The organism is Flammeovirga yaeyamensis (assembly GCF_018736045.1).
GTDB classification, from domain to species: Bacteria; Bacteroidota; Bacteroidia; order Cytophagales; family Flammeovirgaceae; genus Flammeovirga; species Flammeovirga yaeyamensis.
In genome coordinates this window covers 485,884-509,785 of sequence record NZ_CP076133.1, presented here as the reverse complement: position 1 = coordinate 509,785, position 23,902 = coordinate 485,884, and the positions used below count along the sequence as shown (strand labels likewise).

Annotated in this window: 20 protein-coding genes; 10 read left to right on the top strand and 10 right to left on the bottom strand. The window is 32.1% G+C overall.

The window, feature by feature from the left end:
* Positions 1–76 precede the first annotated feature (76 nt).
* Entirely contained in the window at positions 77–2,086 is a 2,010-nt protein-coding gene (locus tag KMW28_RS22275) for a T9SS type A sorting domain-containing protein (protein ID WP_169662176.1), read from the top strand.
* Between the two features lie 89 nt (positions 2,087–2,175).
* On the opposite strand, the gene KMW28_RS22270 is transcribed toward KMW28_RS22275, so the two are convergent.
* The 5 genes from KMW28_RS22270 to KMW28_RS22250 form a co-directional block, all read right to left on the bottom strand.
* Complete coding sequence (locus tag KMW28_RS22270) at positions 2,176–2,574, bottom strand: YchJ family protein (protein ID WP_169662544.1); 399 nt, start codon at positions 2,572–2,574, stop codon at positions 2,176–2,178.
* 1 nt (position 2,575) lies between these two features.
* On the bottom strand, positions 2,576–3,766 hold the full coding sequence (locus KMW28_RS22265; RefSeq protein ID WP_169662177.1) for a multidrug effflux MFS transporter: 1,191 nt from the start codon (positions 3,764–3,766) through the stop codon (positions 2,576–2,578).
* Positions 3,767–3,921: 155 nt separating this feature from the next.
* Positions 3,922–4,104, bottom strand: coding sequence for a hypothetical protein (locus tag KMW28_RS22260; protein WP_169662178.1), 183 nt, complete (start codon positions 4,102–4,104; stop codon positions 3,922–3,924).
* Positions 4,105–4,210: 106 nt separating this feature from the next.
* Positions 4,211–4,717 (bottom strand): GNAT family N-acetyltransferase, encoded by a 507-nt coding sequence (locus KMW28_RS22255; protein ID WP_169662179.1) that lies wholly within the window; start codon positions 4,715–4,717, stop codon positions 4,211–4,213.
* Positions 4,718–4,823: 106 nt separating this feature from the next.
* Entirely contained in the window at positions 4,824–5,978 is a 1,155-nt protein-coding gene (locus KMW28_RS22250; RefSeq protein WP_215585941.1) for a glycoside hydrolase family 53 protein, read from the bottom strand.
* 224 nt (positions 5,979–6,202) lie between these two features.
* Between KMW28_RS22250 and KMW28_RS22245 the strand changes: the two genes are divergently transcribed.
* Positions 6,203–7,429 (top strand): pyridoxal phosphate-dependent decarboxylase family protein, encoded by a 1,227-nt coding sequence (locus tag KMW28_RS22245; RefSeq protein ID WP_169662181.1) that lies wholly within the window; start codon positions 6,203–6,205, stop codon positions 7,427–7,429.
* 551 nt (positions 7,430–7,980) lie between these two features.
* Positions 7,981–9,330: a hypothetical protein gene (locus KMW28_RS22240; RefSeq protein WP_169662182.1), complete on the top strand. Its 1,350-nt coding sequence runs from the start codon at positions 7,981–7,983 to the stop codon at positions 9,328–9,330.
* Positions 9,331–9,608: 278 nt separating this feature from the next.
* Here the strand turns inward: KMW28_RS22240 and KMW28_RS22235 are convergent, their stop codons facing one another.
* On the bottom strand, positions 9,609–10,901 hold the full coding sequence (locus KMW28_RS22235) for an L-cysteine desulfidase family protein (protein ID WP_169662183.1): 1,293 nt from the start codon (positions 10,899–10,901) through the stop codon (positions 9,609–9,611).
* Positions 10,902–10,963: 62 nt separating this feature from the next.
* Positions 10,964–11,551 (bottom strand): YtfJ family protein, encoded by a 588-nt coding sequence (locus tag KMW28_RS22230; protein ID WP_169662184.1) that lies wholly within the window; start codon positions 11,549–11,551, stop codon positions 10,964–10,966.
* 416 nt (positions 11,552–11,967) lie between these two features.
* Between KMW28_RS22230 and KMW28_RS22225 the strand changes: the two genes are divergently transcribed.
* The gene (locus tag KMW28_RS22225; protein WP_169662185.1) at positions 11,968–12,447 is read left to right on the top strand and encodes a DUF4493 domain-containing protein; all 480 of its coding nucleotides are present in this window, start codon (positions 11,968–11,970) and stop codon (positions 12,445–12,447) included.
* A gap of 177 nt (positions 12,448–12,624) precedes the next feature.
* Here the strand turns inward: KMW28_RS22225 and KMW28_RS22220 are convergent, their stop codons facing one another.
* Positions 12,625–13,620: a DNA-directed RNA polymerase subunit alpha gene (locus tag KMW28_RS22220; protein WP_066213537.1), complete on the bottom strand. Its 996-nt coding sequence runs from the start codon at positions 13,618–13,620 to the stop codon at positions 12,625–12,627.
* A gap of 543 nt (positions 13,621–14,163) precedes the next feature.
* The gene (locus KMW28_RS22215) at positions 14,164–15,324 is read right to left on the bottom strand and encodes a replication initiation protein (RefSeq protein WP_169662186.1); all 1,161 of its coding nucleotides are present in this window, start codon (positions 15,322–15,324) and stop codon (positions 14,164–14,166) included.
* A 1,410-nt stretch (positions 15,325–16,734) separates the two neighbouring features.
* Between KMW28_RS22215 and KMW28_RS22210 the strand changes: the two genes are divergently transcribed.
* Together KMW28_RS22210 and KMW28_RS22205 are read left to right on the top strand one after the other, a co-directional pair.
* Complete coding sequence (locus tag KMW28_RS22210; protein ID WP_169662187.1) at positions 16,735–17,565, top strand: helix-turn-helix domain-containing protein; 831 nt, start codon at positions 16,735–16,737, stop codon at positions 17,563–17,565.
* Positions 17,566–17,577: 12 nt separating this feature from the next.
* Entirely contained in the window at positions 17,578–18,957 is a 1,380-nt protein-coding gene (locus KMW28_RS22205; protein ID WP_169662188.1) for a ParB N-terminal domain-containing protein, read from the top strand.
* A 118-nt stretch (positions 18,958–19,075) separates the two neighbouring features.
* Here KMW28_RS22205 and KMW28_RS22200 read toward each other — a convergent pair whose 3' ends face one another.
* Positions 19,076–19,291 (bottom strand): hypothetical protein, encoded by a 216-nt coding sequence (locus KMW28_RS22200; RefSeq protein WP_169662189.1) that lies wholly within the window; start codon positions 19,289–19,291, stop codon positions 19,076–19,078.
* A gap of 468 nt (positions 19,292–19,759) precedes the next feature.
* On the opposite strand from KMW28_RS22200, the gene KMW28_RS22195 reads away from it, so the two are divergent.
* The 4 genes from KMW28_RS22195 to KMW28_RS22180 all read left to right on the top strand — a co-directional run bounded on the left by KMW28_RS22195 (position 19,760) and on the right by KMW28_RS22180 (position 23,660).
* A complete protein-coding gene (locus KMW28_RS22195) occupies positions 19,760–20,620 on the top strand; it encodes a hypothetical protein (RefSeq protein ID WP_169662190.1) in 861 nt (286 codons plus the stop codon).
* A 494-nt stretch (positions 20,621–21,114) separates the two neighbouring features.
* On the top strand, positions 21,115–21,399 hold the full coding sequence (locus KMW28_RS22190; RefSeq protein ID WP_066213521.1) for a hypothetical protein: 285 nt from the start codon (positions 21,115–21,117) through the stop codon (positions 21,397–21,399).
* A gap of 17 nt (positions 21,400–21,416) precedes the next feature.
* On the top strand, positions 21,417–23,099 hold the full coding sequence (locus KMW28_RS22185) for a glycoside hydrolase family 3 protein (RefSeq protein WP_169662191.1): 1,683 nt from the start codon (positions 21,417–21,419) through the stop codon (positions 23,097–23,099).
* A gap of 222 nt (positions 23,100–23,321) precedes the next feature.
* Positions 23,322–23,660 (top strand): hypothetical protein, encoded by a 339-nt coding sequence (locus KMW28_RS22180; RefSeq protein WP_169662192.1) that lies wholly within the window; start codon positions 23,322–23,324, stop codon positions 23,658–23,660.
* Positions 23,661–23,902 lie beyond the last annotated feature (242 nt).

Here is a 23,902-nt window from a genome sequence, read left to right as displayed (position 1 = left end):
ACAAATTTACCTTATACTTCAATCTAGAATGTAAAGATATAAGAGCAGGTGTTGTTCATTTATTAACAACACAAGTATGAAAAAAATTCTAACAACTTTATTATTACTTTTATCCTTTAGCTTTGTTTTGACGGCGCAAAACACGGTGTACGAAAACACTTTTGATGGCTACACTACTGGCGATGATATCGTCACTCAAGGGGATTATTTTTTAGACATTTATCAAAATCCAGATCAACCAAGAACATTGGTTATTGAAGAAGAAGACGGCAACAAATACATGTCTTATGACACACCAAATGTAGATCCAAATTCAGCTTCTAGTGCCATGGTAAAAGGTAGTAATGCTTTTGCCGTTAAAGCTGGTGTAACTTATAATTTTACTGCTAAAACAAGAGGACCATTTAAACGTGGTTTACGGGTTATTAATACTGTAACAAACTCAGCAATAGCAATTGATACTGATTACAATGCTGAGAATAATCCTGATTTAATCGTTTTATGGCATGAACATTCTTTATCGTTCACTCCTGATTCTGATATGAATGTAATTGTTGGAGTTCTAAGACATTGGAATAGCAAATTAGACATCGACGACCTAAAAGTAGAAGATGATCTTCCTACTGAAGGTCCTGCACCAGCAACGCCATATGAGATGTATAAAAACGACTTCTCTACCTACACCGAAGGTGAAGATCAAAACGAAAAAGATTTTGGGTATGACGCTTATCAAGAAACAGATCTTGCAAGAACTTTAACGATCACTCACGAGAATAATGAAGAGTTCTTGAGATATAATAATGATGCAACAAACGCATCAGCGAATACAATGATTCGCCTTCACGAAGAATTTGTATTTAAAGCAGGTGTAGATTATGTGGTATCAGTAGACACAAGAGGTAAGTTTAAGCGTTCTCTTAAAGTAATTGATGTTGCTGAAGGTACTGCTTCTTATTCTTCAGAAGTGTACAATGCCATGAATGATGATGCTTTGGCTGCAGAATGGTATAAGCTTGAAGTAAGTTTTACTCCTGATGCAGACTTTACAGGTAGATTAGGTATCCTTAGAGAATGGAACGGTCTATTAGATTTGGATAACATTATGATCATGTCCTCTGAAGAAAATACAGAAGAAGAAGAAACGCCTGAAGAGCCAACAGATCCTGAAACAGGTTATGATGTTTATTTTAACGACTTCCAAGCCTATTCTGAAAACCAAGACCTAGAAGATACTGATTTTGTTATATCTACTTTTGATGGTCAACAACCAGATCTTGAAAGAACATTAACAGTTATCAAAGAAGGCGAAGATCAAGCATTGAGATTAACAATTGAAGCAACGAATTCTTCTGCAAATACTTTAGTGAGCGTAAATCAAGAATTCATACTAAAAGGCGGTGTAGAATATATTTTAAGAGGAAAAACTCGTGGTAAGTTTACCCGCTCTCTACGTTTAGTAGATGTTGCAACAGGAGAACCTGCATTTAATGCGGGCGAATATAATGCTATGAACGATGATGCATTAGCTGCTGAGTGGCATCAACACGAAGGGACGTTTACTCCTGCTGCTGATGTTACTGTAACGATTTCTGTTTTGAGAAACTGGAATGGTAATCTTGATATTGACGACATTCAATTGAGATCTACAGTAGACGAGGAAGCTCCAGGTGAGGAGGAAGAAACACCGGGTGAAGAAGAAGAAACGCCAGGCGAGGAAGAAGAGACACCGGGTGAAGAGGAAGAAACTCCTGGTGAGGAAGAAGAGACACCAGGTGAAGAGGAAGAAACTCCAGGAGAAGAAGAAGGTGACATTACAAACATAGATGACCTAGAAAGTTTAGGAGTTAAAATGTACCCTTCTCCAACGTCATCAAACGTTACTATACAAGTCACTAATGCTAATGTAGCTTCTGCCACTGTATTGGTTCAGAATATTCAAGGACAGGTGGTGCAAACCATCCAACCTTCATTCTCAGGTGATCAAACAACCATTCGCTTAAGTGATAATTTACAAAACGGTGTTTATATCATCCGTTTGATTACTGCAGATAAAAATCTTTCGCAACGTATCATTTTAATCCGATAGATATCAAATTGAAATAAGACAAGAGACGACTAAAAAAGGAGATGTAATTTTATCATTACATCTCCTTTTCTATTTAAAGTAATCTATAATTATAAAGCGGTATCATAGACCCAATGTCCATTCTCTTTTATAAAAGTAGATTTTTCATGTATCACCTGTAAGCCTCCAGAATCCCTGAAATAAGCTTTAAACTCTACAACGCCTTCTACATCATCTTCACTCCCTTTAATGGCTTGTAGCACCTCTAAATGATCCCATTTTACAGACTTGGCCCATTTCACCAAATCTCTACGCTCTCTCCTGCCTTGAGGTCTTGTTTTACTATGATGACTTAGATTTAAATACTCTCCATTAGCTAAAGTAAAAGCAGAGTACCTAGAACGCATTAATTGTTCTGCCGTTTTTACTTGGCGAATATCATTGTGGGCAATTCCACAGCATTCTTTATATGTTTTTTTAGAACCACAAGGGCAAGCATTGTTTTCCATTTTATATACTTTTTCTTTCAAGATCAAAACTCTTAAGGGTAATGTATAAAACTATTCCCAATAAAGAACAGACAAACATTACTGCAAATGCTGGTACTAATGTTCCGTTATTCAACTTGCTTGCTGTTGCTCCAGCCAATGCACCAAAAGCAATACCAACAACTCTCATTTGTGAGTTGGCTAATCCGGCAAACTTCTTCTCGTATTTTTCTAATGCAATAGAGGTAGCATTACCCGACAATAAACCTAAAGAACTTAAGTGTAAAGTAAGTAATGGAAGTACAATATATATCTGTGGTGTAAAGAATAATATACTCAGCAATATCAAGGATAAAGTAGATAAGTGAATACATAATCCAATATGCAATAATTTTCTTGGCGAATGCTTTTGAACTAAAACAGAGTTGATTTTATTCATAATAATCAACCCTCCACCGTTAAGACCAAAAATAATGGCAAAATGCGATTCTGATAATTTAAAGAACTCTTGATAGACAAAAGGAGCAGTTGTTAAATAAGTATACAAGGCACCCGAAGGTATGGCCATCACACACATATAAGCTAAAGCAGGTTTGTTTGAATATACTGTTTTCAAACCTCTCAAAAAGCTAATATTATCAGATGGATCTGGTACTTTATTTTTCATTTTCATAAAGAAAGGCACCAAAACGATTATACTATAAATGGCGATAAATATGAAGATGGAATGCCATGTAAAAAACTTAAGAAGCGTTGCCCCTATGGTTGGAGCAACTAGTGGAGCACCCATGGCAATCATTGTCACTAATGACATCACACTAGCGGCATCTTTACCCGTAAAGTTATCTCTTACTATTGCCGCTATAGAAACGCCTACAAAACCACCTCCTAGGGCTTGTACGGCTCTGCCTATATAGAATGTATTTAAACCATTAGAGAAGGAAAGCAAGACAGAAGCAATTAAGCTTATAATTAAGCCAGAAACGACAATCACTTTTCTTCCTTTTCTATCTGAATAATATCCTCCCAATAATTGTCCTACTCCAAAAAAGAGGAAGAACAAACTCATGCTTATTTCTACATCACTGAAAGGAACACCGAAGTCTTTTGATATATGTGATAGGGCTGGTAAACAAGTGTCGATATTAAGCGGACTAATCATGGCCAAAGACCCTAATAAAAACACAAATAGGTTCTGTTTATTTTTATCCATTATGAGATTATATTTTATGCTAGTACACCACAAAGGTAGAATATTCTATAATGTTAAAATCATTCATAAAGAATTGTTTGAGTTAGATGAAAATAAAAAAGGACAGAATGGGGATTCTGTCCTTAGCAAGTTTCTTTAGTAATTCAAGTTTTCAATTAGCTGTTCGCATTTTGAAATTTCAGTTCATTCAATTGACAACGGCAACGTCTGATTTTCACTTTAAGGTGTTGCGTGTCATAAGATGACGATCCGTTACTGATCATCATGTCAATTCGTTTTTGTGTGTCTGCCACCTCTTTTTCTAGAGTGTGAATAGCAGACATAAGCGTCTTTTCCATTTTCGTTTTTGACCATTTATATTAACCGATAAACACATTACTATTTACGGTTATTTCGTTAAATCCTTTTAAAGAATTAAGATTTATTTAGTCAAAAAACAAAAATTTAACTTTGTTGTAATACTTCTACATCTTCTTTCTGTAAATCCTTTTTCAATAATAACATATCATTAAGTACTAACCCGTTTTCAACAATTTCTTTTTTATAGTTATCAGTAAAAAAGTTCTTCAAAACTTTATGGAATCTGAAGCCCATTTTCTGATAAATATACAACTGTTGGAAAGCCGCATTACTTGTTCCTATCATCAAATTTTTAAAACCTCTTTTGGTAGCATTTGATATAGCATGAGATAATAATTTCTGTCCGATACCTTCTCCTTGATATTCTTCTGAAACCGCAATATTTTTTATTTCTAAGGATTCTCCATCCAATAACTGACAGGCATAAATCCCTATCGTCTTTTGATCTCTTTCATAAATATAGATTTCTGAATCATGAATGTATTTATCAATAGCTTCTATGGTTTCATCGGCAAGTAATAATAAGTGGTATGGAAGTTCTTGATCAGCTTTGAATAATTTTATTCTATCTTTTTTTTGCGTTAAATTCATTGTTAATCTCGTTAGTATTTTCGAAAACAAATATACAATTTAAAGTATCAAAGTTTTTTAATTTTTAAATAAAAAAGACCTTTTCATCTTATTATTAAATGTACTTCTATTTTAAATAGTCAAAAACTATTGTAGACTTATTTTCATAATCAAAATATGTGCAATTCTCCCAAGACGATCCCGTACCCCACAACGTTTTGATCGGATAAGCAATCCAAGCTGCTTCCCAATAGACCACTCCTACTACACCAACTTCTTTCATCCCTTTTGTTAAGTCTCTCATGTAATTGAGTTGTCCTTCTGCTGTGAAAGGATAATTAGGCAATGGCGTTTGGTCTCCAAATAAATTAGGCATATCATCATTCCCTTCTCTTGTCCATGGATAAGCCGTCTCTAGAATCATGACCTCTTTATTAAATTTTGTCCCGATTGATTTTAAATGTTGAGGTAAATTGTTGAAAGAAATTGCGGTGTGCCATAAAGGATAATAAGACACTCCAATAATATCATAATCGACAGAATAATTTGATAGCTCTCCAAACCACCAATCCAAATATTGCGGATCGGCCACGTGTAATATCTTTTTTATATCAACCCCATATTTCTTTTCTATTGCAATTACAGCTTCTACTCCTGCCTGAAAAATTGTTGCTGCATTCTCCCAATTTTTATCATTACAAACTTCACAACTTGGGAAATTTTCTGGACGATCAGAATAAAACAAACCACAATTTGTCTCATTGCCTAACTGAATTAAATCGGGTAAAGCATCTGAATCTCCAAGTCGATCTAAAGTCGAAAAGGTATAATTATAGACACTATCACGAAGTACATTTATATCTGTAATTTGCTCCCATGCTTTAGGCACATATTGTTTCTCGGGGTCAGCCCATGTATCTGAATAATGAAAATCCAATAAGGTTTTCATATTATTTTTCTTAGATTGAATAATGCTTTTTTGAACATCATAAAAATCATTATACATTTTTGTTCCTTCATCTCCGTACAATTCCTTCGTCCAAATCGGGTGATGCCACAACCTTAACCGAACTAATTCATTCCCTTTTTCAGAGAATATTTGGTACACATCTTTTTCATTATCTCCATCAAAATAACATCCTCCCCTTTCTTGAATTTGATTTACATAAGACAAATCAACTCCATTTAAAAAATTATTTCCTGGTGATATCGGCTCATTATTTTTAGTATTCGAGCAAGAATAAATAAGTAATAAGAATGGGACAAACCATTGGATTTTCATGTTCATATTTAAATATCAATGCAAAGGTAAAATGGATGTTTTCGATTTTGGCAAATTTGCCAAAATGGGAAAACCTTGTTTTGGCAAACTTAAAATTACACTATAAAAGACACATATCCATAGAGAATTATTGGTAATTAATTGTACAAGATTTAATAAAAAAACGAGACTATAACTATAGCTTAATTATATTTGTAGAACACATACAAAACCATTTTTACGTAATGCACATTTGGAAAAAGAAAAGTAGAGAAGAAATAAAGGAATGTATTTTTAAAGCATTAAACGAAAATACAACATACTTTGGAGACCATAGTCTCGGAGTTCCAGGATCACATTTAGATAGTAAAGTTTTCCCGGAAGACGCACCATTTTTAAATGATGCCCCTTTTATAACTACTCTTCTTCATAACCCTAACCACATTGGCTGCCATACTCAAGGTGTATCTGAAAGCTTTTTTAAGGGTACTCAGAGTATCGAAAGAGAACTCCTAGAAGTCTGTGCCGTAGATATTCTTAAAGGGGATAAAAACAGTGTTGACGGTTACGTGGCCTCTGGCGGAACAGAAGCAAACATGCAAGCGATCTGGATTTATAGAAATTATTATCAAGAAGAATTCGGAGCAAAAAATTCTGAGATTGCCATTATCTCTTCAGAAGATTCTCATTACTCAATGGCGAAGGCGAGCAATATTTTATCGCTTTCATATTACCGAGTAGCAGTAGATTTTGATAGCCGATTAATCAATAAAGCAAATATCCAATCTTGTATTGATAAGGCTACAGCTGATGGCAAAAAATACTTTGTTGTGATCAGTAATATGATGACTACAATGTTTGGATCTGTCGATCCCATTGAATTATACACATCCACTTTTGAAGAAAATAATCTAGAATATAAGATGCATATTGATGGTGCTTATGGTGGATTCTTTTTCCCATTTGCTCACAAGAAACATGCACTAGATTTTAGAAATCCTAAAGTTACATCAGTAACATTAGATGCACATAAAATGTTACAAGCACCTTATGGAACGGGTATTTTTCTGATTCGAAAAGAATGGATGAAATATGCCAACACTAAAGCCGACTACGTAGAGGGTGATGACTTCACTATGATTGGTAGTCGATCGGGTGCAAATGCTATAGCTATTTGGATGATATTAATGACTTATGGTCCTTATGGAATGAATGAGAAAATTTTCATCTTAAGTAAACGTGGTGATTGGTTCACACACAAACTAGATGAATTAGGCATTAAGTATTACCGTAGTGAAGCCTCCAATATTATTACAATGAAAGCAGATGCCATAGATGCCGACGTTGCTAAAAAATATGGATTGGTTCCTGATGTTCATGATCAGCCGAAGTGGTATAAAGTAGTTATCATGGAACATGTTACTATTGAGAAATTAGAACCACTAATTACAGACATCAAAAATTCTTTATAAAGTAAAAGGCCGTAACTGATTGTTATGGCCTTTTACTTTTAGGATTTTTGCTTTTCGTTTTGTTGATAAAAAAAGCTCAGGTAAAATTTACCTGAGCTTTAAAAAATAATTTTAGAATGATTTGCATACTACATAGACCATTCTAATCGCATATTTTTTTTGATATGTTCAATAAGTGCTTTTTCAAACGCTTATATTTCTATGTCTGAATGAAGCACAAAATTAATGATTGTCTTTCAACCGTACATTGACGGTAGGTTACTAAACAATTACAATTAAAACATCATATATTACAATAAGATTAATTTTTAGGATAAAACTCTATTAATTACAAATCTTGTAGATACATGAATAATTAACTTATAAATGTCACCCAATAAAGAATTGCTACTATTATTACAATATGGTGTAGTGTTTCTTATCGTTGTATAGTAAATTCAGATAAGCCTTAAGGAGATCCCTTTTTTTAAAATAAAACCTCCAAACATATTATCGCTATTCTCTAAAAACATTTCTACGACAGAAGAACTATTACATAAATTCACTAAAAGATGAAATATGATTTTTACCCCAATCTTTATCAAATAATTAACCAACAGAAGAATGTTTATAATCACAAAAAACTCATTATATATAATGATGATGTTTTTGATTATAAAGAGGCTTTGAATAAAGTTGATCAGATCATTAATTATTTACTTCAATTAAAAGGAAAATCTACCTATGTAAAAATTCAGTTAGAACATCCTTTTGATATTGGAATTGCTGCTTTTGCTTGTGCTAGTGCCGGAGTTGCTTTTAGTTTTGAAAAAGAACTAAATAATTTACAAGACAAATCCCTTCTTCTATTAGATCAGGATTTATATAGAGATGTACTTCGTTTACAACCTAAAATCAATCAAAATCTAAAAATTGAGAAAAAAATAAACCCGGATAGTCCTTTTATGTATACCAATAATAACATGGTAACGTACAAGGATTTTTTAAATCATATTTTTGGTAAGGTCAATAGAAAGGAAAATGTTTCTTCTGCATTTTATTTTGATCATGATAATTCTGTCAGCTATTACTTATTTATTCAATATTTGATACATGCTTTATTTACCCGTAATTCCTTCGAAGTGGTAAATAAAAGATTAGATTACAATCTAGATATACAAAGCATCAATAGTGCATCTGAAAACAAAAAGAATATTCTATTCTTTAAACCCACGAATAATTACAAAACCACTTATATGCACTTGTGGAAATGTCTAGAATCAAATTATAATATCTTTTACCTGAATTATTCGACAAATGACATTTTTAATGATGAATTCTATAAAAGCATTCAATTAAAAATGAAGCGTTGTGATATACATTTTGATGCTATTATTGCCTACGAACTTAGTGGTATAGTTGCCTATAATGTTTTTGATGATGCCACTACATCCCAATTTCTTTTAATGATTGATACGCCAGTTATACATCATGAACATGAAGAGGAAAATGATTTATTAAAGGCATGGACCGACATCAGTAAAAATACCAAAGCTGCCAATTCTATTTGGGAACACGCAAGTAAGTATTATTACAAACTGACTCACAAAGAAAGTCTATTTAAAAATCAATATAAATCCATCATCAATCCATTAAACATTCCCAATCTTAGAAAAAAGAATATTCCTATGGGTGTATTTTGTTCTAATGGATCTAACTCATTGGAACGGGAAATCTATACATCTTTTAATTGGGAGTCTATGAATGAATTATTAGAATTTAAAATAAAGGTGGACTGTAATCATTCTGACATCCTTAACCTGAACAATAGTATCATGATTAGCGAACGCTTGATGCTACAATTAGGTGATTACTCAGAATACAATAAACACAAAGAAAATTTACTCAAGGCTTTTAAATAGGTGATTTTCCACGTTAAAAACGTAAGTGATTGATTATTAATTGATTACACTTTAATTTAATTATTTTATTCAATTTATATCGATTACTGTTAAATCTTAAAAAATAATTAAACTATTCATTAAATTAACTGATATGTAATAAAATAAAGAATCACCCCTATCTAGAATGATCCACGTGGAACATTATTGTATTTTTCTAAGAACATATAAAAATGGGTTGGTAAATCAGGATATAAATCCGTTTACCAACCCATTTAAATTTTCTATATATCAAGACTTTATTTAGTCATGATTTCCAATATCGTCTTATCTGTGGTTTTCATACCTTCCTGAGCCAATGTTCCTACATTTTGTATTGTATCTTCGACTCCATCTCCAATAATACCGTCATCACAAGAAAGTACACTACCCATTTGTGCTAACATCGCTCCATCGAAAGCTGAGTATATACCAGAGGCAATTTTAGTTGCACAAGATGCTTTAGCACCATCGCAAATAACTCCAGATACATTTCCCAAAGTATTTGTGATTGCATTCTGAATATCTTTCACGTTTCCGCCTTCTAAATAGACCAAGGTGCCACTTACTGCCGCTGAGGCTGTCATTGCTCCACAATATGCAGAAAGTCTTCCTACGTTCGTTTTAACGTGTACTGTCGTTAAATGAGACATGAATAATGCTCTGTATAACTTCTCATCGGAAATACCTTGATCCAAACAGTATTTAATTATAGGCAAGGAAGCAGTCATTCCTTGGTTACCACTACCACTTGTCGTCATTACTGGCATAGCACTACCTCCCATTCGAGCGTCGCTACCTGCAGCTGTAAAAGAGGCTGATCTATTTCTTTGATCATCCCCATAGATTCCTCTACTAATATTCTTTTGAATAGCTGCACCTATATTTACTCCATACTTCTGATTTAAGCCTTCCTCTGCAATTCTTTTGTTGTAATCAACTACTTTACTAAACACAGGAGCAATTTTCTCAATATCTATAGTATTGGCATAATGAAAGATCTTTTCTACGGATAGAATACTTCTATCAGTTAAAGAAGAATTGAAATCGCTATCATTACACGGTTGATCAATAAGAATCTTACCGTCTTTAATTACTTTAGTCACATTGGTGTGTGTGTGTTTGATTTCTACACTAGCACTATGATTATTTCCCTCTACCTCCATATTTATATAAAGGGCCATAGCATTTTCAGCTACCTGAATCTCCACCTTATTATTTTCAAGAAAATTAGTGACCATTTTCATGTCCTCTGAGCTTACTTTACTAATCACCATTAAGTCGGCTTCAGCATCACCAAATAATGCCCCCATAGCCGCTGCTACTTTAATACCTACTTTTCCTTCCGAATTAGGAACCACAACGCTCATGGCGTTTTTTAAGATATTACCAGAAACATTAACCACTAACTTCTGAGGTCTTTCCCCTAAGTATTTAGTGGCTAAAGCAGCTGCATAAGCAATAGCTATTGGTTCCGTACAGCCTTCTGCAGGTACTATTTCTTCCTCCATTATCTTGAGGAATAACATTTCTTCTTGTTTGTTGACAGACATGGTTAGTAAAATAAAATTAGTGTTTATATAATAAAGTGAATTTTAAAGAGATAATCCCTTATTTAAAGCTCCATTTCTTTCAGTTCTTCTTCTGTAAGTTTTCTTGCTTCTGGTAATCTCTTTCTTAGTTCATTTATAACAAATTCAGTTTCTTCTTCTGTGATTTTTCCTGCTTTAAAAAAGATCACTTCTCCAGTATTGTCCACTACCAACACAGAAATATGGTTATTACAATCACCTGTATTCCATTCGGTTTGAACAACTCCCTTAGGATCGGTTAAAATTAAGGCATTTGCTTCCCTCTTGGACCTTTTCCTCAGCATTCTAATCATAAACCTGATAATACCATTAGGATATGGTGTATCTTTTAAATTCACTATACCATAAGCATGAAATTTATCTAAAGGAAATTTCCACTCTTTGGTTTTCTCAACGAAGTAATCGTTTTCTTTTGGATTATCAGGATCAGGATAGAAAATCAATAATACTTTCTCTCCTATACTTGGTGTAGTAAATGGATTATTTTTTAAATCCCTTACCTCTATAGGATGAATTTTATCACCTGCTTTTAAATATTCTTCAGCTGGGGTGTTTTGACTAAATACCCCAAAATAAAAACATAGAAAAAATATCGTAAGAAGAGTTTTCATTAATAGTACTGTTGATTATCGAATGGTAAATATAAATAAGTAATACATACTACTAACTATTGTTTAAATTATGTTTGATAATTATGCGAATAACTCTCGATCTCACAGTGAGTTAATGTGTATTTTTTTATCCCCCTCAGTTTTAAGGATCAACAAAAAAGGATAAATAGTGAATTAGTAGTTGATTATAACCTAATGTAAGTATTCTCAACAAAGAAAACATTTCTAACCAAAAGCAGAGATATCATCAAAAAAATGAAAGATTAATCTTAAAATAGTTCAAGTTAGTTCTATTGTAAGTGTTTAAAAATCGTTATTCCACAACAGAAAATATTAAAATTTAGTACAATTCCCCACAAAACATTTTCCATGACATTAACCGTATAGGAGGGAAACAAAGTTTTAACTGCTGTATCATGAAACGTAACATTTTCCCCATAACTGCTTTAACTATTGTCCCCTTACTTTACTTTTTATTATTTCAAGATGCATCTACTAATGATATAGGAGAAGTAAGCATAAAACTTGAATTAGACGAGATCCTTTCTAAGGAAACCTCTAATGAGCATAACGTTGGACATTTTTCTGTAAAAATACTTCACAAAATGTCTAAGCAGGAAATATACTTTTACAAAGAGTACAACGATATACCTCGCTTAGTGAAGTTACAACAAGGTGAATACGAAATCTTAGCCTTAGGCAAATTGAAAGAAAATAAATTTTACGAAGGAAAAGCATCATTAACTGTATTAGGAGGTAATCATAGTATAGTAGATATAAAATGTAGTAAAAGGAGAGCTACTGAGTTATTGGTAGATCAAAATTTCAACCATACATTATTTCCTTCAGTAAAAATTTGGTCAACTACCGGCTCAATATGGAGCAACATTTTTTAATCGAAAAATTCATAAAGTATTACCATGAAATTTATCTAAAGACTAAAATGCAAGAAAGCCGAATACCATAGTATTAATTTACCCTTCCGTTTTTAACAGAAGGGTATTTTTTTTAGGCATAAAAAAAGGTTGTTTCCGTAATGGAAACAACCTTTTAATATCTTATTATCTTATAGATTAATCTTCACCTAAACGGTATTTAGATACATCCATACCGAAAGTTAAATCACGGTCAGATAACATTTCTTCTAACTCAGTAAGTGTTTTCTTACCGAAGTTACGGAATTTCATTAGGTCACGTACTTCAAGAGATACTAACTCACCTAAAGTTTTCACCTCACCTGCTTTCAATGAGTTGTAAGCACGAACTGATAATTCAAGTTCTGAGATTGGTGTTTCTAACATAGCACGCTTCTTAATTTCTTCTGGAGTCCACTTAGGCTCAGCAGAACGAGGTGTCATGTCGATTGTGATTTCTTTGTCTGTGATCTGCGCAAAGTGTTGGATCAAGATGTTCGCAGCTCCTTGTAAAGCTACTTCAGGAAGAATAGTTCCATCAGTTTCGATCTCGATTAACAGTTTTTCGTAGTCAGTACGTTGCTCTACACGAGTGTTCTCTACATGGTAATCAACATTTTTGATTGGAGTAAATGTTGTATCCATAGAGATGTAACCGCTATCGCCTTCTGCGTTGATAGCTTGGTTCTCTGCAAGAACATAACCTCTACCTAAGCTAATAGTTAACTCGAATTGAGGAATTGAAGTACCGTCTAAAGTAGCGATTACTAAATCAGGATTCATTACTTCGAATTGCTGACTGCAGAATTCTTTAATATCACCCGCTCTGAATTCAGTTTTACCATTTAAATCTACAATGATTTTTTCTACTGGCTCTTCAATCATTGGTTTTAAACGAACTTGCTTCAGATTCAAAAGCACTTCTGGTAATTCTTCATTGATACCAGCTACTTTAGAAGAATCTTGAACAGTATTCAAAAACTTGATACCGACAATCGCATATCCTTCTAGCGCAGATAATAACGTTCTTTTGAAGGCATTACCAATCGTAGCACCGTAACCTCTTTCTAAAGGTTTGAACTCAAATAGACCTTTGTAATCACCGGCCTTGTCCATTACTACTCTCTCCGGCTTTTGGAATGATAATATTGACATATTTATTCTTATATAATTATTTTTCTTTCGAACATGGTATCTTATTCAACGACAAATCATTTTACACCTTAGGCTAGGAACCTAAAATGAAACTACATTCATCTTTAAATATGATCAACCCGCAAATTTAACAAAAAAATATTATTGTAACAGTTTACATCAAAGAATATGATAGAAAGTTGGATAAAAAAATCACTTTTTTTCTGTGCATTGAAATACATATTAGATTTTATCCACTAAATACTTTGAGTTTCTATAGAAGATTTTGAGTATAACTCACTCATTATAAAGTAGAAATAGCATTTTCAAATATCATGATTATCACTTTAGACTCATTAAATAACTGTAAAGTGATTTTAAACGAAAAATTACTAATGATTCTAAACTCAAAAAAATAATCGAAAAAAAATATGATTTCTAAAAACAATTTAGATCACACTAAGTTAGGTTGTTAGCATTAGATAATATAATTAAAGATAACTTTTAGGATAATATCAATATCAGTTTAAAATAAAAGCTCAGCATTTTGTGCTGAGCTTTTTTTTATGATAAGATCCACTTCTTAAGTGTATGTATATTCGGGAAATTTTGTTTGTCTCTCATTGCCATTTTCACATCATTTATTTCTTTCCAAATCTTCCAATTGGGGTTTTGTTGATATTTAGAAACGGCAATCTGAATCACATCTTGTGGTAAACCTAGTTCACCTAATCGAACAGGTAGTTTATTTAATTTACCTTGAAATTCGAAATCAAGCGATCCTTGAACAGGAGGTGGTTCGTTAACTACTTCTGGAGTGACTTCAATTGTTTCCTCGACTTCATTCACTACATCTGTTTTTAATAACTCTCTCAGGATTTCTTCTCTACTAAACCCTAATGACTGAAGCATACTCATCTTTTTCTGTAAAGGATTTTCTCCTGTTGCTTCTCCGTTCGTCTGTGTTGGGGCTGCTTGTGCAGGATTCTGCATATTTGTATGCATGATCTGCTTCTGCCCTTCTGCTTGTTTCTTATTGAAGAAGAATTCCAAATGTGTACATCTTCTTCCGGTTTTAATTAATTCTAAGGTGACTTCAAGGTCTGTATTCTCATTTATATCTTTAATACATTTTTGAAGAATTGAGCGATTAAATGCAGCGAAATTCTTATATGATTTAGATTCTGATAAACCTAATATAGATTTTAATTCTTCTACAGAAATCTTTCTCGAATTATACTTACCTACACCTTGCGATAATAAGTCATACATTCTAACAGCATGAGGAGATCTCATGTGTCTTACGCTCGAATACAGGTATTGTGTATAATTTGATGTAGGTGATAATAAATTTTTAAAGTTTCCATTAAACTGGAATACAATGGATGTTTTATCTAGTTTAATTTTAGAGAATAAAGGAATATACTCTCTTTCAAATTTATTAGTATCGTTGTGTTCCCCCTCTCCTAATGTGATTTTGGCACTTGCTAACGCATCACAACCAAAATCTAATTGCTTTAAATCTTTACCTCCAGGATGTCTACCTAGAAATTCAGATACCTTAAATACAATCTCATCTTCTGCAGTCAAATCATTTAATGTAAAAGCAAATAATAAAAGCTTTTGAGAAACCAAGGGTAAAGGTTTCTTCTGTTTTGCTTTAATAAAACGATTGTGTCGTTTTACTTTATTACTACTCGTACGTATTTTGTTTAAAATATCCATTATCTAACTTTATCGGGAAACAATCAAAAAATGGTAATATGTATAGCTTTACCGTATTTATGAGTCACAACTTCGGTATATCAATACATAAAAGCAAATATTTGGTCGGGTAATTCATACATAATTACATTTTCATACGGTATATCTATACATACTTTAGAATTATGTTACACTTTTTTGCTCAATTATACTCTTCTTTCCTCCAGTAGAAATAGAATTTTCATACTGAGTATGCATTCAAAGGCATAAAATATTAATAAAAGCAATAAATATGCGGTATATCTATACATAATTAAAGAATTCGATACACAAAATGGCAATACTCTTATGTATTACTGTATGTATATGTGTATGATATTTCTTAAATAGATGATATATATCCAAAACAAACGGTATATCTATACATAATAGTTGATTATACTACATTTTAAGGACAGTTTTATTGAAAATAAGCTTCATTTCTACGGTAACTCTATACATTTTATAAAAATACCATACTTAATTAGTGGTACATCTATACATAAAAGAATAGTTATAATGCATATATCATGTACATAAAAGCATAGATAATCCGGCTGAATACATAAAATGTAAGTCTATTTAGGAAAATGAATGAAAATTCTAACAGATATACGGTAATTCTATACATTTAATGACTTACTCACACATCTAAACGATAATAAATGCGGTATAACAATACATAGTAGGGGCTTTTGATGCATAAATTATTAAAGGTCTCATTTGCTATACCTATAAAATTGATCAATTATGTATCTCATTTCCGATAATGTATGGTACATCTATACATAAAAGCACGGTAATTCTATACATTTCAATCAAAACCATTACACTATTAGTGCTATTTGATACATTCAGGGAATTATTATACATAGTTTAATGGGTAATCTATACATATAGATATGGTAAATCTATACATCTTAATACGGGTAATCTATCACTTAAATCACTTATTACAATCTGTTTATCAGATAGTTACGCACACCTATAATAAACAATTAAATACAATATTAAATAAACCCTCCTATAAATATTCTTTTATTTTTTCTTTTTAATTCTTTTATCAAATACTCAAACCTAACAGGATTTATGGTAAACCTATACATCATTTATAAAAAATTTATTCCGATTGCGGTATATCTATACATATAAAGGTGTTTTTATAACTATTAATACGGTATATCAATACATTTTATAAAATATACATACACATCGGGAAATTAATATGCACTAAAATTATTCATTATGTATAGATGTACCGTACATTTTCTGGAATTTTGATACATAAATAATAATTTTAATTATCTTAAAGTATAATTCTTTAAATAAACTTGACCATAAATTAGAAAGTTTATAGCTTTGTAACTATACAATAATATAACTAAAAGGACAATGATCGGAGATAACATCGTAAAACTTCGCAAAAAGAATAATATGCAACAGAAAGAGTTGGCTCAACTTATAGAGATTTCTGTGCAAGGTCTGATCAAATGGGAAAAAGGAAAAGTAGAGATTCCTTATTCAGGTTTATCAAAAATCGCCGATATTTTCAAAGTTCCATTAGATTATATAGTAAAAGGGGAGCCAGCACATGTTATTTCATTTATCAACTCAAAAGGTGGAAATACGAAATCTTCTCTACTAAGACAAATCGCTATCGGTATTATTCATCATAAACCTGATTGTAAAGTATTGTGTGTGGATACTGACCCTCAACAAACTTTAGTGATGTATGCTGATAATGGAACACACGATAATATTGATGTAATTGCTTTCGATTCTAATTCAATTGCGGTATCAGAGAAATACCGTAAGCTTATTGAAGACAAACACTACGATTACGATTATATTTTAGTAGATACTGCTGGATATGTAGCTGTAACAGATCTTTTGACAAGTATTATCGCTAATTCTGATGTTATTGTTCCAATCACTTTAAATGAAACGGCGCTAGGACCAACCATCTCTAGTATAAGTAATATCGCCGATGTAAGAGATTCACTTGATCTTCCAACAAAAATTATTGGTGTCAGAAACCGAGTAAATAGAACTGTAAAGGAATCTAAGATGCCTTTTGAATTAGATGGTTACTTGGGATTAAAACTGTTAGATGGATTTATTCCAGATTCGATTCAATATCAAAGAGACACTAATTTTAATGTTGTAAGCCCAACTAGAGAAGTGAAATCATTAGTGAAAGAACTTTTACCTGTAATAGACTAATCCTAAATACCCATGCTGAATCTAGATAAATTCAAGAAAAAGGAAGAAGAAAAACATAGAGAGGGGAAAACATCTTTAAGAGAAAAAGAATCTTCTGAGAAATTAACTCAAGTAGATTTTAAATCTCCAGGTGCTTTTCATATCGAACCTGAATATCGTGAGTTAATTAGAAAACAAACTCCGGATGAGGCAAGAAACTTCGAAAAATCAATAAAAGAAGAAGGGGTAAGAGAACCTATATTATACTGGACACATACTCTTAGAGACGAGAATGGAGCTGCCCGTTTAGTTCATACGGTAGTTGATGGTCACCATAGATGTGAAGCTGCAGTAAAACTAGGTTTGGCTTACATACCTTGTAAAGAGCTTAAATTCAATTCTCATAACGATGTGAGGATTTGGATGCTTAGAAACCAATTAGGAAGAAGAAATATTGGTGATGCAGAAAAAATCACTATTGCTCTTCAGCTAACAGAGTTTTTAGGAGTTGAGGCCAAAGAAAGAAAGAAAAAACAAGTTGAATCCTTCAATAAAAAGGAAACGGTACAAAAAGAAACTGCCAAAGAAATTCAACCTGTTGAGAAAAGTGAAGATGAATTAGAGTTAGATCAATTTAAAGATACACTTAATCTTGATGCTAGCGGTAGAATTAACCGTGCAGAAGAAGCTGCTAAAATTGCCGGTGTTTCTACGAAGAATGTGACCAAAATGAAGAAGGTCATAGAGAAAGGCGGAGAGGATATCGTGAAGTCTGTGATCAATGGAGACCTTTCTATTCATAAAGCTTGGTCGGATATAAGAGCAGTCGAAAAGCAGGAGAAAGAAAAAGCAAAAGGAGAGGCAAAACCTAAAAAGGTGAATCTAACTCCAAAAGTGATACAATCTTTATTGCATAATAAAGAATTGGTGAACGGTATTGCTAAAGTAGGCTATGCTTTTAGAAACCCTAAAGAGAAATTTGATAATATCACTTTAGATCAAGTGAAAGTAAATCATATTAATGATTTTGCACTTAGATTCTTCGAAGAAGGTAAGGAAGTAAAGCAAGCCAAGAATATTGATGTTGTTCAATTTATTAAATTGTCAGAATCAGATCTATTCCCATTAATCGTGGGATATCAGATAGTTTCTACTTTAGACGATCTAGAATACATCGACTCTTTGAGTACTTATACGGCTTATACACATAAAATGTATATTGTGGTAAAAGATAAGCTGACTAAAAGTGCCATCAAGAAAATTGAAAAAGATAAATTAAAGATAGGAGTGATTTCAGTTTCAGAAACACAGGAATCTAACGTAGAGCATGAAAGTCATTATTTAGCACTTTCCATGGAAAACGAATTCCATATGTTGAGAGAATCGGTTTTACATTCTGTTTCCTCTTTATAATAAACGGTTTTGGCAATTTTGCCAAAATGGATAAAATGAGAAGAGCCACATAAAAATATGCGGCTCTTTTTGTTTATACACACTTATACACAAATATATATTTTCAATTGAGCTGCTATTAACTCAATAATTTTTCTATTCTTTCCTCGGCAACTTCTAAACTACCATAGGATTCATTCTTCTTCACTAAATTTCCTTGCAGGTTCTTTAGCTCAAATTTCGAATATTGTAAGTAACAAGGATAGTCCAATGCAATCGATCCTTTTAAAGATGTATAGATTACCCGATCCCCAAAGGCGTTACTTTGATATGATTTTTGGATCTTGTTGTTCATTTTATTAATGATTTGTTACAATAGTTTATACGATTTAGGTAGAGGTTTATACATGGGTGTTTAAGATTGTTATAAGAATTAACGGATGTATATAATTTAATATGTTAGTTGCTTAGTCAAGCTTTTCTTCAAAATTAAATATTACAATAATCATTTCTATTAAGAAATAATTAACACCAAAACCAACGTTATAATTTTGTATGTTTGCATCGGTATCATCATAATCTTTATCTAATTACATAAAACCTATTTAATGAAATAAGCAAAACTATGTTTAAAACACTTCTATAGATTTTATTTAAAATATTAGCTGGAACTAACATTTGAGTTGTAATGGTCTCTAAAACATAGACTCTCACTTCTATAGAATAATGAAAAACCTAAAGATGTGTATTAATTATTTAAAAGACTATGCTTGTTCCTAATTATCTGATACCTATTTTTTTTACTAAAACTTAATTTTTAAAAATGAAAAAAGTAATCTATTCATTCGTCATGCTATTAGCTTTTATCTCTTGTAATAATGAGGATGATTCAACTCCAAATCAAGCTCACACGATCATGTCAGTGGAGAGTTTAGATGAGGAGAGTACTTATGGTTCTGTCAACAATGTTTACCTTCAGTCTGATAATAAATTCATAATGAATATTGTTGGCATCTACGGTAATGAAGGCTCTGAATCGGTATTAGAAGGGATTTATGAATATGATACAGATGACAGAACGTATCATTTTAAAGCAAATACGCGTCACGATAAGAATTATGCTAAGGCGTTTCTTGATCCTAATTTCGAAGAAATTCTTGATACCACATTTACTACTGGTCAAGTATTCGCTTTTGCTCCGTTTGAAACATCAAGAATAAAGATGAAAGAGAGTACAAGATATGATGAAATCAGAGATTTGTTAGTAAAGAAAAATAACACCCCTATGTATGTTAGTACATCATATTATGAACCACGTAATGGCTATTACCAAGGTGGTACAACTTTCAAATTCAATCAAAATGGAACATTTACTGAAACATATGAAGTATACGAAGCTTACCGAAATAGTAATAATGAGTTGACACAATTTTACGGTAATAGCTATATCAGAACAGGTAATTACTTAACATTGGATGGTCAGATTTTTAATATTGTATATAATGATATAGCGTATGATATTTTCGAATATTCATATAGTTCTTGGAATAAATGTATAAGTACAAGAGTTTCCACTAATAATAACTTTCAAACTGAAATAATATTTAATTCGAATTATTATTCAACAGAACCAATTGATTTAACTGATAACTACGCGTCCTTATCAGAATACCACTGTAACTAAAATAGAAATTAGCATTAATTCCTAAGTAGCAATAATAAAATCTGATATTCTTCAGATTCGATTAAAACAAAAAACCACGGCGTTATAAACTCCGTGGTTTTCCTCTTAATAAACTAAACTAACAAACAAACTTCCAACTAATTTATCTTTAAATCACTGATTGTGATTGCTTTATCATTTTTGATACTTCTAAGTAACAACAACCGATTGCGATTTTCAACTTTTAGCAACTTTAAAGTTCATGTTGTTAAATAGTTGATATAATAAAATTCAAATATTACAATTCTTTTTAGTGTACAGTGTTATGTGAGGTTGTTTTTTGACTTTTTATCCAAATTTCGATTTTGGCAAATTTACCAAAACCGAAACTGCTTAAGTGAATAATCATTTTAGCACTTAATGTTTGATATTGTATTATCACTTAATGTGATTTTAGATTATTAATTCTTTATAGATTCAATTAAATTTAAACCACCACATTAATAGGATTCGATATGTTAAAGAAGAAAGTAGTAACAAAGAACAATAAAGCTTTAAATAAATCTGGAATTAAGTCGAAAATAAGCGTTGCTCAAAAACAACGAAAATTAGTTGAACAGAAATTCGAGCGTTTAAAAAAGACCAAGCCGGAACTAAAGCTGAATGAAAAGTTTGTGGAGGAGGTGAGGACCTACATGTCGAAAAGAAGGAAAAGTGGATTAGGAGTTGAAGAACGATCACTTAAAAGTTATATGTTCACTATTAAAGATAAGTTGATCAAAAATATTCTTGAGGACTAATTAAATTAACTTATCAAATGAACAACAAAAACAATATTGCTTTTCTTAATGAAATAAATTCCGATTGGGTCATTGAGACATTTCATCAAATGACTTTGGATGAGAAGATCGGCCAACTATTTCAAGTCGCTGCTTTTTCAAATAGAGATGATGATCATGTTAAAGAGATTACCCAATTAATCGAAAAATATCATTTAGGTGGTCTTACTTTCTTTCAAGGGACAATTGATAAACAAGTTGAGTTAACGAATACCTATCAGAAATTATCTAAAGTACCTCTGTTTATTAATATGGATGCAGAGTGGGGTTTGGGTATGCGACTAAAAGATGGATTATCTTTTCCTTATCAGATGACACTAGGTGCAATTCAGGACAATCAATTGATTTATCAGTTTGGTGAGTACATAGGAAAGGAATGTCGAAAGATGGGGGTGTCATCGCCTTTGGCTCCAGTAGTCGACATCAACAATAATTCTAAAAACCCTGTAATCAACTATCGTTCTTTTGGAGGTGATAAAGAGAACGTGGCCAATAAAGGGATTGCTTATATTAAAGGATTGCAATCTCAACATGTATTGGATAATGCAAAACACTTTCCAGGTCATGGAGATACTGCTGTTGATTCACATTTGGACATGCCTGTATTAAATCATTCTGATGAACATTTAAGAGAGGTTGAACTTTATCCTTTTAAAAAGCTAATTGATGAAGGTTTGAGCAGTGTCATGTCAGCACACCTTCAGATAGAAGCATGGGAATCTAAAGAAAACACTCCATCTACTTTATCTTCTAAAGTATTAAACGGTATTTTAAAAGAGGATCTTGGTTTTGACGGATTGGTCATTACCGATGCTATGGACATGCAGGGAATTACCAAATACTATAAAAACGGAACTGCCGATGCTATGGCTATTCTTGCTGGCAATCATGTTATCACCAATAGTAAGGATGTAGGAGAAGGAGTGGCTAAAATCAAAGAATTTTTAAAGGAAGGGAAACTCACTGAAAAAGTATTGGATGAGGCTGTTTTAAAAATCCTTGCCATGAAAAAATGGGTTGGTCTGCATCATCATAAAACAATAACATATTCTTCTGAGGTACATAAAAACGACGGGGAATCTATACATCTTTTGCAAAAGTTGTCTGATAAGGCGGTTACTTCTTTAAAAGGAGAAATTCAAAAGTTAAATGTAAACTCGAATAATGTGTTTCTTCAATTGCATATTAAGAATGAAACGAAAAGTATTCGAGATGAAGTGGCACATCATTTAAAAGATGTTGATGTTTCTACTCAAAATCCATTATGCGATTATTTTAACCATCATCAAGTACCCACTTACATTTGGTCTGATCAGAATAAAGCCACCGAACTATTTGATGTAATAGAAAAGTCAAATCAATATGATAGAATCTTTGTGAGTATTTTCGGAATAAATAAAAAGCCTCTAAACAATTTTGATTTGCCAAAAGAATTGAGCGATGAATTATTTAAGCGATTAGATAAAGATAAAGTCACATACATTCATCTAGGAAACGCATTTGCTTTGGATGAACTTCAGGAATGTCAAAAATCGAAAGAAATACTTCTTACCTATCAAGATCTAGAAGCACTACAAAGGAGTGTCACCAAAGTTTTTGATGCCCATTTAATACCCGATGGGAAATTAGCAGTAGAACTAAAAAATTATAAGCAGCTTTAAGCTGCTTTTTTTGTTTATAAAATTGACAAAAATAAAAACATTATGGCTATCTGTATGGTATTATGTGTTGGTAAATACTGAACATTAGTGACTTAATTGAAAAATAATGTCAAAATATTAATCAAATAATTTGTTTAAATAATAAACATGGTTTAAATTTGAGTCATCAAGTTGATCGAGGATATAGGTCAATTATTATTTGATCAGAAAGATAGAATTACCATGAAAAATTTACTTATTTCAATCTTTGTATTGATGTTTACATGTTTATCAACATCAATTGGTTTAGCAGTAACAGACAAGAATCAGCTAACTGAAAAAGCAAAGGAAGAGCACACAACACATAAGGAGACTTTTAACCACTCTCATACTTTAACAGTAAACAGTTATGTAGTGAATGTAGGTAGAGGAGCCACTTACTTCGGTATATCTAAGAAACTAGCCAAAATTTCTGGAACAGATTGGTCTTGGGATTTGGTAGACAGAGTCGAATTGAGTCATCAGTTGAAATATCAAGGAGAAATATTAAAGCCCAAACAGAAGTTCTCCGTAAACCTCTAAATTGTTTAGATATACTCTTTAAAAAGTAACCCAAAAACAAAAGCAAATTTATACATCGTCATTTAACGGTTTTAATCAATAAGTAGTTAGTCATTACGTTTTAATTGTCGGCTTTCGCAAGCCCTAGATATTTGTGTAAAATTTATTCTTCGGAATGAATTAAAAAAGGCCTCAAATTTTTTTGAGGTTTTTTTCTATTTATAGGGTGACATTTTTTAGATGTCGATATAACCTAGTGTAAA